Origin of the sequence: Haliscomenobacter sp., assembly GCF_033763495.1 — a bacterium.
Taxonomy (GTDB): domain Bacteria; phylum Bacteroidota; class Bacteroidia; order Chitinophagales; family Saprospiraceae; genus Haliscomenobacter.
Window position 1 is genome coordinate 1 of record NZ_JANRKL010000008.1, and the last position, 16,306, is coordinate 16,306.

The following is a 16,306-nucleotide window of genomic DNA, read 5'->3' on the forward strand; positions in this document are numbered from 1 at the left end:
ACATCCCTCGATCAACTCTTATTTGTTGGGCGATGTTATATCCTCAAAAAATTACAACTTATGTTTCACAAGGATGAATTCATGAAGTATGCTACCAAGCACCTCGGTATGAGTAGCATGCACCTTGAAAAGTACGCGGAACTGTCTACCGCCTACGCCTACCCCAACATCCAGGCTTTCACGCCCCAGGTGATCGAAGAGCGTCAGATGAATATAGTGGGAATGGATGTTTTTTCCCGTTTGATGATGGACCGCATCATCTTTCTCGGCGTTCAGGTTACGGATTATGTAGCCAACGTGATCCAGGCCCAGCTGTTGTTCCTCGAATCTACGGATCCCAAGCGCGATGTACAAATGTTCATCAATAGCCCTGGTGGTTCGGTATTCGCAGGTTTGGGCATGTACGATACCATGCAGTACGTTCAACCCGATATTGCTACGATTTGTACGGGTATCGCCGCCTCGATGGGCGCTGTACTCCTGTGTGCAGGTACCGAAGGCAAACGTTCGGCCCTCAAACACAGCCGCGTAATGATCCACCAACCATTGGGTGGCATGCAAGGCCAGGTGACCGAAATGGAGATCTACTACAAGTTGATCAAAGAAAACCAACGCGAGTTATACGAGATCATGGCGCAGCACACCAAGCAGCCTTACGAGACCATCGAAAAGGATTGTGACCGCGACAACTGGATGACTTCCGAAGAGGCAAAAGCTTATGGTTTGATTGATGAAGTATTGGTTCGCAATACTCCTCAAAAAAATTCTTAATTTTAGGGCGGGTTGATTGCTTTGTTTCTTTCAAAGTGGTCAACCCGTTCATGGTTTTGGTCGTGAAAGTGCTCACGTGCCCGAACTAATCAGGATTCAAAATGCGCAATAAAGGTAGACAAACGTACAGTTGTTCTTTTTGTGGTCGGGACAAGTCCGAGACCCAAATGCTCATCGCCGGCATTAATGCGCACATCTGCGAGGTATGTGTAGAGCAGGCCTATGACATCATCCAGGAAGAACTCTACGACCGGAAGAACCCCAATGCTGAAGCTCCGGCCCCCAAGGAAAAGAGCAGCAGCCCATTTCAGTTCAATCCTTCCATTACCCCGCGCGACATCAAAGTGCACCTGGATCAATATGTGATCGGCCAGGACGACGCCAAGAAATTCCTCTCCGTTGCGGTGTACAACCACTACAAACGCCTGATGCAGCCATCGAGCGATGATGTGGAAATCGAAAAATCGAATATTGTGCTGGTGGGTCGTACGGGTACTGGAAAAACCCTGCTGGCCAAAACCATCGCCAAATACCTCAATGTACCTTTTGCCATTGTTGACGCTACGGTATTCACCGAAGCTGGCTATGTGGGTGAAGATGTGGAAAGTATCCTCAGCCGCTTGCTCCAGGTTTGTGACTACGACGTATCAGCAGCCGAACGCGGTATCGTGTACATTGACGAAATTGATAAAATTGCCCGCAAAGGCGACAATCCTTCCATCACCCGCGACGTGTCGGGCGAGGGTGTCCAACAGGCGCTGCTCAAGATGCTGGAAGGTACCGACGTGAACGTGCCCCCCCAAGGTGGCCGTAAACACCCCGAGCAAAAACTGGTCAAGGTCAATACCGAAAACATCCTCTTCGTTTGTGGTGGTGCTTTTGATGGCATCGAAAAAATCATCGCCCGCCGGGTCAATACCCAGGTGATTGGTTTTAAAGCCAGTGAAAAAGAGCGCATCGATCGGGACAACCTCCTGCAATACATCACCCACCAGGACCTGAAAGGTTTTGGTTTGATCCCAGAATTGATTGGGCGTTTGCCAGTCCTGACTTACCTGGATCCACTCGATCTGGCAACGCTGAAACGCATTTTGTCCGAGCCTAGAAACTCCTTGCTGCGGCAGTACCAGAAGTTGTTTTCGTTGGAAGGCATTGAAGTTACCTTCGAGGACGACGCCATCGAGTTCATCGCTGCCAAAGCCCTGGAATTCAATCTAGGTGCGCGCGGCCTGCGCTCCATTTGTGAAGCCATCATGACCGATGCGATGTTTGAATTGCCATCTACGCCGGAGGTGCGGACTTTGGTAATTGATGCGGAATACGCGATGGAGAAATTGAATCGATCGAAATTGGGGCAGCTGAAGGCTGCGTAGGGATAATTGCAATAAAAAGAAAAGCGGCTGCTTCCTGTTTGGAGGCAGCCGCTTTTTTTATACGTCGATTTGTAATAAAAAACCGATAAAATTAGAATACAAAACAGTATATTCGGTAAATGTTTGTTTTTTCAAAATCTAATTTCACCATTAAAACCTTTCACATCATGAACGCAGTCCTCGGATTAGGCAAGTATTTATTTGCTGTCATTTTTATTGTTTTTGGCTTAGGGCACTTGGGTAATGCTGGTGCCATGGCGGGTATGGTTCCAATTCCTCCCGGAGAGTTGTGGGTATATGTTACTGGCGTTGCGTTGATCGCCGGAGCAGTGAGCATCATCATCGGCAAATACGACAAGCTAGGTGCCGCTTTGTTGGGAGTTTTGCTGCTCATTTTTGCGTTGTCCATCCACCTTCCCGGCATGATGAATGCTGCCGATGCGATGGCAAAGCAGGGTTTTATGGGCAACCTTTTGAAAGACATTGGTCTGGCTGGTGGCGCCTGGATGTATGCGAGCAGTTTGGCTAAAGACAAGTCGATTATTGGGTAAATAATGCTTGGTCAAGAACAGTTCGTCATCCCAAAATTTCGGGATGATGAACTGTTTTTGGCGACAAGGGAATGTCACTTCAACTCCCGAATTTCCACCTCAAAATCATCCACCCAGGCCTCCTTTTTATCCTCATTCCACAAATAAACCTTCAACCTCGAATTGGGCTTCAGCGCCGTTTTTGCCAAATCCACCTCAAAATTCACTGGCGACCAACGGTCATACACCTTGATGAACTTAGCCAAATCCTGCGCCTGCCAGAAGTAGGCACCTTCTGGGTTTTCAATGGAAATGACTAGTTTGCATTGGGTGGCACTGGATACATTGAGCAGGGCTTTGGCGGCAATGCGAATGCCCGCTGCTGGTATTTTGCCTAAAGCCTCCAGTGGATAATTAAAAGTAGCCGAAAATTCATTGAAGTGATGGGCCTGTTTACCCTGGTATTTTAAGCCTCCTGTGTTTTGTTCCCAATAACCCGGACTCCCTTCAAAATCATTTAAGTTGTGCAGCAAAGTTGCCCCTGCTGTGTAGGTTTTCGGTTTTGCCTTCAACTCATAAATCGCCAGGTTCAGGGCCTTGTTCTGGTATATGGCTGGATTGCTCGTGGTATCCAGGTTGCGCACATAATCCGGTAAATCTGCACTACTCAGACCACTCAAATACTGGGTATGCCAATTCAGATACAAGTACTGCCTGCGCCCATCCAGGCTATCAAAATTAACTTGTTCAAAACTCAAAAACTGATCTTTGCGATTCGGACTAAACCCACCGTAATACTCCCCCAATCTTTGTTGTACAGGATCGGTGATGATGTAGCAAGCTTCATTTTTATCAATGAACTGCTGATACGTGATGGCTCGTTGAGCGGGGTACTGCACCTTACGGGCGTATTGCACTTGTTGAATCGGGCCAATCAGTAGGATGCCCAAAAACAAAATGCTAAATAATGATTTAAAAACTGGCGCATGGCTGGGTAAAAAGTAAAAACCCGCAACCAGGATAAGGGTGGGTAAATATGGTTTTTCAAAAAGCTGCCCATTGATGAAGTATAAAAATAGTGAAGCCAGGGCCAAGGTCAGCAGTAATGGCCATCCATATTTTTGCTCTTCCAAAAATTCACCAAGGATTCTGGCCGCTGGTACCGCCGCCACCGGGATCAAAAACAAATAATGCCGAGGGTCCAAACACATCGGCACATAAGCCTTGAGCGAAATGCTCATAAAATTGGAGGCTAAAAAAAGCAAAAGTGCCGAACAGGCATAAAAACTCAGCGAATCGGCTTGTCTAAACTGTTTCCAACCCTCTTTGCGAAACAGGTACGCCCCAATAAAAACAAAGCTGAACAATATCCCTTCCGTACTCGTGAGGGCAAAAAAATCGTAATACAAACGTTTGAGTAAAACCTGAATGGATTGCTGATCGTAGCTACAGGCATTCAGATAACTGTTGCTGGCGATGGCGTCCAGGCGTTCAAAAAAATTGCCCGTAAATGCCCAAATCAAGGTAAAATAAGCTCCGAGAACAAGCAGCCCATAAAGCGTAGTGTAGCCCCAAAATTTGAGGTGTCGCCGCTGGATCGAATCCACCAACATCCAGGCAAGGAGCATTGGCAAGGTCAAAACGATGGTCTCCTTGGCCAGCCAACCAAAGCCCAGCGCTGCCACCAAACCCAAGGCATAACGTTGAGGTTTGGAGTGGTCACCGGAGTATTTGTACCGATCTACGATGAATACGGCCAACATCACTGCCAGAGCCACGTAGATGTCGGGCATTAGTTTATCCGAATAGAACAAGAGCCAATTGGAACAGGCGGTAAGCCCCAGCCCCAGCACAAGTGTATAACTGGAATATTGTCGCAAAGCTGCAAAAACCAGGTACAAGATCAAAAAAGCACAAAACAAAGGTGGCAAGGCCGAAGCAAAATCATTCACCCCAAAAAGGGCATAAGCCAAAGCGGTGGGGATCAAAATGGCAAAGCGATAACTGTAATGATCTGTATAATCGAGATCTCCGTGTAAAAGTGCATTGGCCAAACGCGCATAATGCAAATCGTCAAAGCCATAATGGCCAAAAAAAGCATACCCGTGATGGGCAATGGTGAAAAGGATAAAAGCAGCAAGGATAAAATACGGGGTGAGTATATTCTTTCTCATTCTCTATTTTTTCTCATTTACTTTTGCGGCTAATTGGCTTAAATGTAGAACGTTTACCGCTGGTTTTGTAATTTACCCGTGGAATTACTTTTTATGAAACGATATTTCATCGAACTCGCCTACAATGGCACCCACTACTTCGGCTGGCAACGCCAACCTGGTAAAAACTCGGTGCAACAAACCCTGGAAGAATACATGGGTACCATTTTGGGTGCCGAACTGGAAATCACTGGCTGTGGCCGCACGGATACCGGGGTTCACGCTAAGCAATACTTTGCACATTTTGATTTTGAGGGGGAGTTTCCGGCTGAGTTTGTACGTCGACTCAATAAATTTTTGCCCAAAGACATTGCGGTGTTTCGCATTTTTGAAGTAGCACCCGATGCCCATGCCCGTTTTGATGCCTATCAGCGCAGTTACGAGTACCACCTGAGTTTTCGCAAAGACCCTTTTACGGAGCATTTGGCCTATTTTTACCCCTACACCCAACAGCCCGATCCGGTGCTGATGCAAGCTGCGGCTGCACTTTTGCTTCAATTTGAAGAATTTGCCCCCTTTTGCAAAAGCAACCACGATGCCAAAACGATGATCTGCAATTTGACCCGTTCAGAATGGGAATTTTATCCTGAGGAGCACCGAGCCGTATTCCACATCACCTCCAATCGTTTTTTGCGGGGCATGGTGCGCTTGATTGTTGGCATGTGTTTGGGCGTTGGAACAGGGCAAATTGCTCTGGAGGAGGTAAAAGTGGCAATGGAGGAACAATCCCGTTTGCGGAAGGCGACGAGTGCACCTCCGGAAGGTTTGTACCTGGGGGGGATTTTGTACAAAACCGGGAATGAGAATTGAAAACCTCAAGCATTTTTTTTCACCACCTAAGAAACCTTAGGCACTTAAGATGCACCTCAGCGAGTCGGGTGGTTTGAAAAATCATAAAACATCAGATTGCCATGAAATCAAGCATTACTATCCTGTTGTTGGCCCTATCGATATTTGTGGAAGGCTGGCAAAAACCTGCACCCAAGGAAAAGCTCCCCAATATCGTGATCATTTTTATGGACGATTTGGGCTACGGCGACCTGAGCTGTTATGGAGCCCTTAATTACAAAACGCCCAATTTGGACCAATTGGCCGCACAGGGGATCCGTTTCACCCATTTCCTCTCGGCTCAACCCGTGTGCTCTGCTTCCCGGGCCGGGCTGCTGACGGGCTGTTATCCCAATCGCCTGAACATTTCCGGGGCTTTGTTTCCCAATGCCAAGGTGGGCATCAACCCTGATGAAACCACTCTGGCAGAATTGCTCAAGCAAAAAAATTATGCCACGGGCATTTTCGGCAAATGGCACCTGGGCGACCACCAGAAATTTTTGCCACTTCAGCATGGCTTTGATGAATATTTCGGTATCCCCTTTTCCAACGATATGTGGCCAGTGTGGTTCGACGGCAAACCCGCTACTCCGGAACAGAAAGGTAAATTTCAATTCCCACCTCTGGCGTTGATGGAAGGCAATAACAAAGTTGGGGAGATCAAAACGCTGGAAGATCAAGGCTTGTTGACCAAAAAATTGACCGAACGTGCCGTTTCTTTTATCCAAAAAAACAAAAACCGCCCCTTCTTTTTGTACATGCCCAATCCAATGCCGCATGTGCCCATTGCGGCTTCACCTGCATTTAAGGGCAAAAGCAAACAAGGGGAGTATGGCGATGTGTTGATGGAAATAGATTGGTCGGTTGGGCAAATTATGCAGACTTTGGCTGCGAATGGCCTGGACAAAAACACCCTGGTTATTTTCACCAGCGACAATGGCCCTTGGTACAATTTTGGCAATCATGCTGGCTCCAACGGTGGCTTGCGGGAGGGCAAAGGCACTTCCTTTGAAGGGGGCTTACGGGTGCCTTGTATCATGCGCTGGAAAGGGCGACTGCCTGAAGGTGTGGTGTGCAATCAGTTGAGCTCTACCATTGATGTATTGCCAACCATTGCCGATTTGTGCAAAATTCCTCAACCGGCCAAAAGGATCGATGGACGGAGCATGCTACCCATTTTGGAAGGCAATCTGGATTACGAGGTACGCAAAAACTTTTATTACTATTACCGCCGCAATGACCTGCAAGCGGTGCGTAGCGGGCATTGGAAACTGATTCTGCCGCACAAGGGACGTTCTTACCTCAATCAAATGCCGGGTGAAAACGGTTTTCCAGGTGGATCACCTGAGGATGTGCCTTTCCCTATGGCGCTTTACGATTTGCGGCGCGACCCGGGCGAGGCTTATGATGTACAAGCCAAGTACCCTGAAGTGGTGAAGGAGCTGCTAAAAGTGGCAGAAGAAGCCCGGGCCGATTTGGGGGATGACATCACTCAGCGGCCAAGAACAAATGCAAGGCCGAGTGGCACCGTGGAATAAGTTCAATTTACTTTCCAAAGCGACAATAATAGCAGCGCGGATGAAGCGAATTGAGCGGATTTACGCGCTGCTATTATTGTCGCTTTCGCCTCTTAACCCTTTGAGCGCAATCCCAGTCGATTCCCCTCCGTATCCAACAACACAGCCATATACCCTTGCTCTGGCGAAATTTGCCGTTTTTCAATCAAAATTTCACCACCCGCAGCGCTTACCTTATCCAGAATGCTGCTCAAGTCCGGGTTGGCATTCAGGTAAACCAGGACTCCATCCGTACTCGGCTTATACACCCCCGGATACTGGCAAAGTGCAAACCCACCTGTAGTAAAAATGGCCATTTTGAACTCACCCATGTCGAGCAATTGGGTTTTTTCATCAAAGACTGCTTCGTAGAAAGTTTGCGCCCGTTGGATGTCGGTAGCCGGAATTTCAATCCAGGTTGGTTTCATGCTTATTGGTTTTAGTGCAGGGTAAATTTAAATAAAAAGCCCAAGTTGCGCGAACATTGGCAACTTGGGCTTCAAACAGTATGAGTAGTTATTTACACAAAATCTTCGCTGTCCTTTTCTTCGTCTGAATTGTGCGAAGCAGGTGCACTAGGGTCAATTTTTTTGCGGATGATCATGTAGATGTAGCCGAATGCAATGGCTGCAGCAGCAAAACCTACAATCCAACCCACAAATGGGATGTGGGATACCAAACGCAGGCCAAGGAACAGCGCCATCGCAACAAGGGTAACACCACCACGGGTCCAAGTTTGATCTCTCAGTTTACGCCATTCGTAAGCTGCGATCACTGCAGGAAGGGCCACCGAGGTACTCATCATCAAGCCAAATGCGCCCATTCCGATTACCCCAACCGGGATTCCAATGACGGTTGCCAAGGCTATGCTGGAAAGAATTGGAATGCCGAAAATAAGCATGCTACCCAATCCAAACGCAGGCCCGGCGTTGCGGGAAGCTTGGCCGGCATAACGGGTAAACATTTTATCCCCAAAGGCAATCAGCAAAATGGTCATGAACAAACCGCTGAAGACCTGGAAGAAACCGATACCCCGTTTTACCTTGTGGGATACATTACCCAGTTTGTACTCCCAATCTGCCCAGTCAGGTTTTAGGGAAGAGCTGTACGTAGCTTTGACTCCGTCGGCGAGTTTGCCACTAAAACTTGGACTGTGGTGCTCGGTCCAATATTTTACATTGCCACCAAAAAAGGCAGAAGAGCCTAAAATCAGTTTTTTGGCAGCAATTTCACTTTCGCCATTGACCCGGCCATCAATTTTAATAAACCCAGCTTTGGCTTCAATACCACCTTCTACATTGCCATTGAGGTACAATTTACCACCAGCGATGTGCACTTTGCCGAGCACATTACCATTGAGTCTAACTTCGCCACCAGCGACAATCAAATCGCCGCCGATACTTACCCCTTCGTCAATGGTAATTTCACCGCCCGTTACAGTAAGGTCGCCTTTTACGTTTTGGGTCACCCGTACTTCGCCGCCCAGGATGCGAACATCGCCTTCACTTTGGCCGTTCAATCGGATCTCGCCACCCGCCAGCAATACATCTTGTTGGGTAGTGCCATTGATGCGGATATTTCCGCCCGCACTGACCAAATCTCCGTTGACTTTGGCGTTGATGTTCACATCGCCCGCAGCGATGTATACGTTATTGGGTGCATCCTTGGAAAGGGTAACTGTTTTACCCGTTTTTACATCCGATGCTCCAGCGATTCCTACATTGAGCAGCAGGAAACTAATGAGTAAGGTGCCCGTTTTTTTCATTCTTCAAAGATTGTGTCGGTGATGACTTACAAGTCGGTTATATGCCGGGCAAGTTGTTATCAAATCGTTAAGATGTCCAGTTTTTTCTCTGAAGGTGGGTTTTTTATCGACGGTGGGATCATTCGTCTACCTCTGGTAAAGGAAATCTATCCTTAATGAGTTCTAAATCTTTACCAATCATTGAGATTAGTTGCTCGGCTAGCTTCCAAACTTGAGTACTCCCTGCAATAGGCAAATACCCAACTTCTTCGTAATTGTTTTTTGCATTTACAGTTGCAATCGTGATTTCTGCGGGATGAAAATCAGGGTTGAATCCTCCCTTAATCAGTTGATGAACCTTTGGCTTCCAACTTTTGCACTTGTCCAACTGATCAAAACTCGGCATTGAGGCTTTGACATGATAATAAAGCCAAACTTCAAAACAAGGATTACTCTGCGCTACTTGCCAATTTGAATGTTGCTGGCACTCTATACGCAATTCATGAATTTGCTCTTTCCACTTGTCGGTATCGATTACAAACCAAACTTGATCTTTATCTGATCGGTCATCCAATTCTACTTCTTTGGCATTGGCATTTGTAATCAGCTGAAGAGGGGAGCTTTGGCCTTCAATACTTTCGACAGGCACTACTTTTACTCGAGAAGAAATACCATCAAAAAATCGAAAGTAATCGGGTTCTCGATTCTGCCCTTCACATACAATGATGAAATAAAATGCATCTCGAAAAGCCTCTTTTTTTTCGTAACTAAATTTATTGGGCTTCGGCATACTTGTCCCATTTTAAATCTTGAAGATTGCTCAGAAACGGAATTGCACCATATCTTCCATTCAGATAGCCTTTGCGAATATCTTTGGTATGATGTTCTTTGAATTCGCTCAGAACGTAGAGCTCGGTTGATCCATTAGGTTTTTTTTCTGCAAACCAGATTTCATCGGGCCGGAAAATATCTTGATCAAGCAAGTTGGATTCATGGGTAGTAAAAATTAATTGCCCTTTGGTTGTCTCATCCTGCGAAAATTTTCGAATCAATTCCTTAATGAGCAAAGGATGAATGCTGCGCTCGATTTCATCAATAATGTATACTTTTCTGCTATTGACAATAGAATAGACTGCAGGGATATAGTCTAAGAGTCTTCTTGTTCCATCCGACTCTTCTTTGGCCGAAAAATGAGTAATACCACCATCTTCATCATGTAAAAAATACAAACGTTTGGCTACGACTTGCCTGTCTTTTAACACAACCAATACAATTTCTTTATCATTACTCAAAATTTTTATAGTCTCTGGGTTTGCTTTTAATTCAGTGCTTATCGTGTCTATTTTATCTTTGTCATCTTCGCCAAAAAAATCTTCTATAGGTAAGGTTTTTACTTTGATTTCCTTTACACCAGTTTTAAAAGATTTCATAATGTCTAAAGCAAACTTGCAAAAGTTTTCATCCGTTTCTATCAAAAGAATAAGGTTTGTCAGTCTTGTGGATGGGGAAAGTATAACTAAGTCTTGATCGAACCAGTCAAAGACCTTCCTAAAGGGATCAAAAACTGGATTATTCCGATTTCGGAGATAATACAGAACAGGTTTATCTCGCTCTAAGACTTCATTTTGTAAAAATTGAGGAAAAAGAGCAGCTTCTTTATCCTGCATTACTTGCTCACTAAATGAAATTGACAACTGCTTAGCGTCTACATTGTCGGTACGCAAAAATAAATTTTTGTCCTCCTTTTTTCCCAAACCAGATATTTGAAGTTCCTCCTCAACCACAACCCCTTGGTTGATTGTGATTCCATAATAATACGGTACATCATCTTTTATAAACTCTACACCTAAATAAATGTCTTTTTTTCGACTGTCACTATCAAATTTGAATGTTTCCGTAATGAGTTCAATAGGAAGTTTTCCTTCAGTCAGGAATTTTTTCAGAACAGATAATGATTTAATTAAGTTGCTCTTACCTGCTCCATTTGCACCATACATCGCATTTAACTTAAGCATAGACAATTCAGCAATGTTGTACAGATGGTGCGGCATCCGAAGGCTTCGCCCCGGAAGCATATTAAACTCTGTGTAATCTTTGAAAGAGAATAGGTTTTTGACAATGACCCGAATTAGCATTTCGTGGAATTTTCACGCAAAATAAGCCAAATCGCTATACGATCCAATCCTTAGTTAATTTTTTTGGTCTTTTCGTGAAAAAATCACGACAAATGTTTTTTTACCCCCCCGACTCCACAATCGACGTCTTCACCCCCAAATGAATGATCCGACTCCCCGTCGGGTTAATTGGGTCCACACTCTTACCAATGATGATGCCGTCTTCGGGTGCATGGTATTCGCGGTTGAGTTTGCCAAAGATGCTGCGGACTTCGGCGACCAGTTGCCCTTTTTTGACCTGTTCGCACACCCGGGGAATCACGTGCAAGATTCCACCTTCGTCGGTGTGCATCCAGTAGGAGCGTTGGCAGAGGATGATCGGGTCGTTAGAAACGATGATCTCGCCCTTCAACATGTTGAGGTAATAGATGACGTTGTTGATGCCTTGCAGTGCATCTTCGATGACCTCAAATTGAAAAACATGGGGGTCGCGCAATTCAAGCGTGATTGCGTGAATGCCTAGTGAGCTGGCGGCACCGCGGAAAGTGCCATCGTTCGGTTTGTTGTGCAGAATGATTTCCGGGTTTTGCAGGCGGGCCATCCAGGCTGTGATCTCCGAATTCATATCCGCGCGGATGTACCAGGAGTTGACGCGCCCGAAACTGGCGGTATGAAGATCGATCAGGTAGTCAAAGTTTTTAAGGATACGGTCTACGATGCGGTTGATGTACACCTCACTGACGTTGCCATCGGGTTTGCCCGGAGCAATTCGGTTGAGGTCGGCGCCGTCGTTGAAGCGGCGGGTTTCGCGCAGCAGGCCGGGTACATTCATGACCAGTACTCCTACAATTGTTCCATGTAGTTTTTTGACATCAATGCTGCGAAACAAACGTTGGATGACCGGGATGCCATTCAATTCATTGCCGTGGATTGCGGCGGTAAGGCCCAATACCGGGCCATCATGTTTGCCACGGGCAACCATAATGGGCAACAATACGGGTTCACCAATCCCATTGTCGCTGAGGTGCAGCCAGTATTCGCCGATGGTACCTGGAGCTGTAGTACTTAAATCCAGTTGGGTGATGCCTTGACCAGCCAAGCCCTTCAATTGCAGCATAGGGAAAATCGTTGTGTACAGCGGTAAGTATAACAAAAAAAAATGACCTCCCAAATGGAAGGTCACGAATTACACTCACTAGTTTATGAAACTTAAGCCGACTAAAATCATATTGTATGAAAGAATAACATCCGAAGTCTGGAAAAATTGCCTCTATAATACTTAAATTTTTCCTAAAATTCTAGCATAGTTGCTAAGAAAATGTGAAATCGGCAGTATTTCTCTCAAAAAATTACAAACTTATAACTTAATAGACTCGATTGGGGCCAATTTGGTTGTTTGGATTTGAAAATTTAGCTTTTTTTTAACCACATTTTAATCCAAAACCAGGGTTTGACTAGTTTTTCGCGCAAATCGAAGTCGGTGTACATTGCCGAAAAATAATCCAGGATTTTTCGGTTGCCATCGATGATATTAGATACGAAATTAAGCAGCAAAGGGTTACCACAAATTTGCTGCATTTTATAACTGAGTTTCATTTCTGAGCCCAAAACTCTTTGAATACGAACGTCATATGCAGTTAAAAAAATATCAGAAAAATTTTTCTCCTGCAAACAAAGCACTGCTTGCTCCGCCGCAATGAAGCCGCTATAGAAGGCATTGCCGATGCCTTCGCCCGTAAGTGGGTCAATCAGGTGCCCGGCATCCCCCACCAACATGTAATGATCGCCGGAAATCCGCCGGGTTTTTGATCCCAGCGGCAGGCCATAGCCCTCAAACTTGCCAATCAGTTCCGCATTTTTAAAACGGGGACTAATTACAGGATCCTCTGCGATGATGCGGGCCAATTCTTCCCGAAGGTTTATCCCCCGTTTTTTGACAATATCGCTGCGCATACCGATGCCTACATTGGTTTCACCGTTGGGCAGGGCGAAAATCCAGAAGTAACCGGGAGTAATTTTTTTGAGGAAATGCAATTCGATGAAATTGTCGGTTGGAATATCACTCACATTGTGGTAGTAAGCCCGTACTGCAGCGGCGTGGTGCTTGGGGTCTTTTTCCAGCCCTGCGAATTGTCGGCTGAAAGGAGAATGGGCGCCGGAGGCGTCGATCAGAAGTTGGCAATCGATATGGATGTCCTGGAGCTTACTGTGCAGGCGGAATCCTAACTCGCTCCGCTCGTAGGCATCTATGGGCGTTTCCAATAAGAGTTGGATGTTGTCTCTCCGCTTTACTTCTTCGATCAAAAAATTGTCGAATTCAACCCGTTTGCTGACGTAGCCGGGGGCCATTTTTTCATTGCGAACGTAGCCGGCTTTAAAAGGAATGTCCAGTTTTTTGCGGTTAGGGGTCACAAAGCGCACGCCCCAAACGTCGGTTTGAATGGGTTTGTCATGAAAGCGCTGCATGATCTCGGGATCGAGGCGATTGAGCAAAGTGGTCACTTTGCCACTGATGGCGTCGCCACAAATTTTATCGCGGGGAAAAGCGGCTTTATCGACCAAAATACAGGGAATACCCAGGTAGCTTAATTTCAGGGCAGTGGCAGCCCCTCCCGGACCGGCCCCCATGATACAAACATCAGTTTTGAGGTTCAAAGTGGTAGAATTTGCCGTAATATCGGTAAAAGCTAGCAAAACACCATCTTCAAATACCTAGGGAATGGAAATAAAGTAACCACTTGGCTGGCTCTTTTTTGATTTCCATTCCCAGGATTTTAGTTGAGGGAGTCACAATATGATCTAAAGCATGGCTTCAGTCGCGGTAAAAACAGTTACGGCGCCTGAGGAACAAGCCCTCCGCGCCGATAACTTACCAACCATTATGAATCAATAGCTACTATAAATCTTCAAAGAAGCGGAATTAAGTAGTGGGGCAAAAACAAACAATTTATTTTTTTATCGCCCCTAAGCCGCTTTTTTGGTTTCTTTTTTAGCTGCCTTAAAAGCCTTTTTCAAGGTCTTGCGTTCAACTTTCGCTGTTTTTAAGTTGGTGCCCAGGCTTGCTTTTGCTTTGGCCTTGCCTTCCTTCTTCTTCAGCTTTTTGAACGCTTTTTTCAACTCATCCACTTTTTCAATCGCTGTAATCCATTGTTTTTTCAGCGTTTTGATTTTTTGCTTGATGGATTCGAGTTTTGTTTTCGCTGCAACCTTGCTTTTTGCCTTCTCTTTCTTGACTTCTGCTTTTGCACTTATTGCATCTGGAGTTGGCGAAACAGGTTCAGTTGCTTTAGCTATTGCTTTAGCTTTAGTTGAAGCACCAGCTTTTGGGCTACTTACTTTTGCAACAGGCTTTTTGGCTTCCTTTGGCTTGGCAGAGGCCCCTTTTTTGCGCTCTGGGGCAACTTTGCTGGGCTGTGTTTCTGGAACAGGCTCCATTACCTTCTTCTTTCCCATTAAAAATAAACTTTTACAAAGAATTAAACAATAGTTTACATTGAATTAACACAAAGGTAAATGGAATAGTTGGATTAGTAAATACCCATTGAAAAACTTAACATTGGAACTCAGTCCTTTACTGCACGAGTAGTTTGTTGTACCATACACCTTTCGAGGAAAGTAGCTGTACCGAGTACATCCCCTTACTCAAACCTTTCAAAGGAATATCCATGTAACTATCACCGATGTTGCTGCGGAATACAACTTGTCCTTGCAAATTGGATAAAATCACCTGCCCCGATTCCGGTAAGCCCTCAAGTCGAGCAAATTCACGAGCAGGATTGGGGTACATACGCACCGCCAAAGTAGGCAAGTCACGCGTACCTGTTGCAATTTGGGCTTGTACCCCAGCGAAGAAAAACACGGTTTGCAGTACAGCTGGTTCTACACATTGCCCATGGTCTGCATTGCTTCGCACATCGGCTGATTTGACATCTTTTGCCCCCCGCAACTGCATGATGGAATCGGCCAGTACACTGTTCCGGTAAGTGACCTGATCATCCGCTTTGCAGTAAAAAATTCGGGTGGGTGCCTTTGGTGCCCAATCGTATACATCATTGTCGCGCATAGCCCGCAGGAAGGGGTGATTCGGGTTTTTGGATACATTCTCCAATAAACTATCCTGAAACATCAAACGTGAGATGGGTTTACCGTGGCGTTTGGTCAAGGTGTCGATCAACATCTTATTCAAATCAAACAATCCAACCTCATGGCGATAAAATTTCATGGCCATATCGGCATAGGGTTGCTTGAGCAGTTTTTCAACATTGTCGTGTATGCCATACATCTGATTGTATGAAAGAGCCACCCAGACCGTATACCCCACATAATTATAAGGTTCATTGCTGATCAACCTTTTAAAGGTTTCACCAGAAATACTATAAGGCCCCGACAAATGTGCAGCAGCAGTCACCGGGAGGGTCTGACTGTAATTGCGTTCCAACTCCCGATGTAAAGCCATTGAGGCATGCCCCCCTTGGGAATACCCCGTCAGAAACAATTGACCATTAAGTGGAAATTTAAGGTTTTCGGCAAATTCTTTGGTGGCGTAAATCAGGTCAATTGCAGCACTGGCTTCCGTGGCAGCATGCACATAGGGGTGGAAGCCTCGGGATTCTCCCAGCCCCAAATAATCTGGAGCAAGTGCTACGTAGCCTAACGCTGCACCAACTCCAGCCAATTCCCAACCACCCTGGCGTACAGAAGGCACATCATTTGGGCCATTTACAGTGCCATGTTGGTAGCATAGTAGAGGCAATGCTTTATTTTCCACCACTGGGAAAACGACTAACCCGGTAGCTGTATCTGGTTTGCCATCAATACCAGTGGTGAGGTACCAAACTTTATAGGTAGTGATGCTGTATTGTACCAAAGGTCCATAGGATCGTACCAATTCATCTCTGGTCACAGTGCCCATCGGGCGGGTTTTAATCAGGCGGTTTTGGGCGGTTGCCCCTGCGGCCAAGAGCAGCACACTCAGGCTCAGATTTAAAATAAGAAATGCTTTTTTCATGGGCTTTATGCTTTTAGTTGTGGGCAAAAATAGGTGCTCATTTTTCTTGAGCCAAAGGATTAGATAAGACACTTGAAATGAACCGTTCACTCATCTAATCCTTTGGCAAAATGAACACTTATTTTTTATTGCCCCAAGGGGATTTAGGCCAAGCATTTTTTGCTTAAAC

General features: G+C 45.7%; 14 protein-coding genes. 5 read left to right on the forward strand and 9 right to left on the reverse strand.

The features are described from left to right. Window positions 1-60: 60 nt before the first annotated feature. The 3 genes from SFV55_RS00575 (at window position 61) to SFV55_RS00585 (ending at window position 2,695) form a co-directional block, all read left to right on the forward strand. Window positions 61-771: an ATP-dependent Clp protease proteolytic subunit gene (locus SFV55_RS00575; RefSeq protein ID WP_320027493.1), complete on the forward strand. Its 711-nt coding sequence runs from the start codon at window positions 61-63 to the stop codon at window positions 769-771. A 101-nt stretch (window positions 772-872) separates the two neighbouring features. Next, on the forward strand, window positions 873-2,144 hold the full coding sequence (gene clpX, locus SFV55_RS00580) for an ATP-dependent Clp protease ATP-binding subunit ClpX (RefSeq protein WP_320027494.1): 1,272 nt from the start codon (window positions 873-875) through the stop codon (window positions 2,142-2,144). A gap of 167 nt (window positions 2,145-2,311) precedes the next feature. Continuing rightward, entirely contained in the window at window positions 2,312-2,695 is a 384-nt protein-coding gene (locus SFV55_RS00585) for a DoxX family membrane protein (protein WP_320027495.1), read from the forward strand. 74 nt (window positions 2,696-2,769) lie between these two features. On the opposite strand, the gene SFV55_RS00590 is transcribed toward SFV55_RS00585, so the two are convergent. Then, window positions 2,770-4,848, reverse strand: a complete 2,079-nt coding sequence (locus SFV55_RS00590; protein ID WP_320027496.1) for an ArnT family glycosyltransferase — start codon at window positions 4,846-4,848, stop codon at window positions 2,770-2,772. 93 nt (window positions 4,849-4,941) lie between these two features. On the opposite strand from SFV55_RS00590, the gene truA reads away from it, so the two are divergent. Both truA and SFV55_RS00600 read left to right on the forward strand, forming a co-directional pair. Further along, window positions 4,942-5,697: a tRNA pseudouridine(38-40) synthase TruA gene (truA, locus tag SFV55_RS00595; protein WP_320027497.1), complete on the forward strand. Its 756-nt coding sequence runs from the start codon at window positions 4,942-4,944 to the stop codon at window positions 5,695-5,697. A gap of 101 nt (window positions 5,698-5,798) precedes the next feature. Continuing rightward, window positions 5,799-7,253, forward strand: coding sequence for a sulfatase (locus tag SFV55_RS00600; RefSeq protein WP_320027498.1), 1,455 nt, complete (start codon window positions 5,799-5,801; stop codon window positions 7,251-7,253). A gap of 92 nt (window positions 7,254-7,345) precedes the next feature. On the opposite strand, the gene SFV55_RS00605 is transcribed toward SFV55_RS00600, so the two are convergent. The 8 genes from SFV55_RS00605 to SFV55_RS00640 form a co-directional block, all read right to left on the reverse strand. Continuing rightward, entirely contained in the window at window positions 7,346-7,699 is a 354-nt protein-coding gene (locus SFV55_RS00605; protein WP_320027499.1) for a VOC family protein, read from the reverse strand. Window positions 7,700-7,791: 92 nt separating this feature from the next. Then, a complete protein-coding gene (locus SFV55_RS00610) occupies window positions 7,792-9,036 on the reverse strand; it encodes a hypothetical protein (RefSeq protein ID WP_320027500.1) in 1,245 nt (414 codons plus the stop codon). Between the two features lie 118 nt (window positions 9,037-9,154). Beyond that, window positions 9,155-9,805, reverse strand: a complete 651-nt coding sequence (locus SFV55_RS00615) for an RloB family protein (RefSeq protein ID WP_320027501.1) — start codon at window positions 9,803-9,805, stop codon at window positions 9,155-9,157. Continuing rightward, window positions 9,789-11,030 carry an ATP-binding protein gene (locus SFV55_RS00620; protein ID WP_320027502.1) on the reverse strand — a complete coding sequence of 414 codons (1,242 nt, stop codon included), beginning with the start codon at window positions 11,028-11,030 and terminating at the stop codon, window positions 9,789-9,791. The genes SFV55_RS00615 and SFV55_RS00620 overlap by 17 nt, the downstream gene beginning before the upstream one ends. A 220-nt stretch (window positions 11,031-11,250) precedes the next feature. Next, entirely contained in the window at window positions 11,251-12,246 is a 996-nt protein-coding gene (locus tag SFV55_RS00625) for a succinylglutamate desuccinylase/aspartoacylase family protein (RefSeq protein ID WP_320027503.1), read from the reverse strand. 293 nt (window positions 12,247-12,539) lie between these two features. After that, window positions 12,540-13,784, reverse strand: coding sequence for a geranylgeranyl reductase family protein (locus SFV55_RS00630; RefSeq protein ID WP_320027504.1), 1,245 nt, complete (start codon window positions 13,782-13,784; stop codon window positions 12,540-12,542). Between the two features lie 309 nt (window positions 13,785-14,093). Further along, window positions 14,094-14,582, reverse strand: coding sequence for a hypothetical protein (locus SFV55_RS00635; protein ID WP_320027505.1), 489 nt, complete (start codon window positions 14,580-14,582; stop codon window positions 14,094-14,096). Between the two features lie 118 nt (window positions 14,583-14,700). Continuing rightward, a complete protein-coding gene (locus SFV55_RS00640; RefSeq protein WP_320027506.1) occupies window positions 14,701-16,137 on the reverse strand; it encodes a T9SS type A sorting domain-containing protein in 1,437 nt (478 codons plus the stop codon). Between the last annotated feature and the right edge of the window lie 169 nt (window positions 16,138-16,306).

Bases quoted from the DNA above. Each gene is read 5' to 3' on its own strand.
- SFV55_RS00620 (WP_320027502.1), bottom strand. From the start codon at position 11,030: ATGCTTAAGTTAAATGCGATGTATGGTGCAAATGGAGCAGGTAAGAGC.
- SFV55_RS00585 (WP_320027495.1), top strand. From the start codon at position 2,312: ATGAACGCAGTCCTCGGATTAGGCAAGTATTTATTTGCTGTCATTTTT.
- SFV55_RS00625 (WP_320027503.1), bottom strand. From the start codon at position 12,246: ATGCTGCAATTGAAGGGCTTGGCTGGTCAAGGCATCACCCAACTGGAT.
- SFV55_RS00575 (WP_320027493.1), top strand. From the start codon at position 61: ATGTTTCACAAGGATGAATTCATGAAGTATGCTACCAAGCACCTCGGT.
- truA (WP_320027497.1), top strand. From the start codon at position 4,942: ATGAAACGATATTTCATCGAACTCGCCTACAATGGCACCCACTACTTC.
- SFV55_RS00610 (WP_320027500.1), bottom strand. From the start codon at position 9,036: ATGAAAAAAACGGGCACCTTACTCATTAGTTTCCTGCTGCTCAATGTA.
- SFV55_RS00635 (WP_320027505.1), bottom strand. From the start codon at position 14,582: ATGGGAAAGAAGAAGGTAATGGAGCCTGTTCCAGAAACACAGCCCAGC.
- SFV55_RS00590 (WP_320027496.1), bottom strand. From the start codon at position 4,848: ATGAGAAAGAATATACTCACCCCGTATTTTATCCTTGCTGCTTTTATC.
- SFV55_RS00600 (WP_320027498.1), top strand. From the start codon at position 5,799: ATGAAATCAAGCATTACTATCCTGTTGTTGGCCCTATCGATATTTGTG.
- SFV55_RS00605 (WP_320027499.1), bottom strand. From the start codon at position 7,699: ATGAAACCAACCTGGATTGAAATTCCGGCTACCGACATCCAACGGGCG.
- SFV55_RS00615 (WP_320027501.1), bottom strand. From the start codon at position 9,805: ATGCCGAAGCCCAATAAATTTAGTTACGAAAAAAAAGAGGCTTTTCGA.
- clpX (WP_320027494.1), top strand. From the start codon at position 873: ATGCGCAATAAAGGTAGACAAACGTACAGTTGTTCTTTTTGTGGTCGG.
- SFV55_RS00640 (WP_320027506.1), bottom strand. From the start codon at position 16,137: ATGAAAAAAGCATTTCTTATTTTAAATCTGAGCCTGAGTGTGCTGCTC.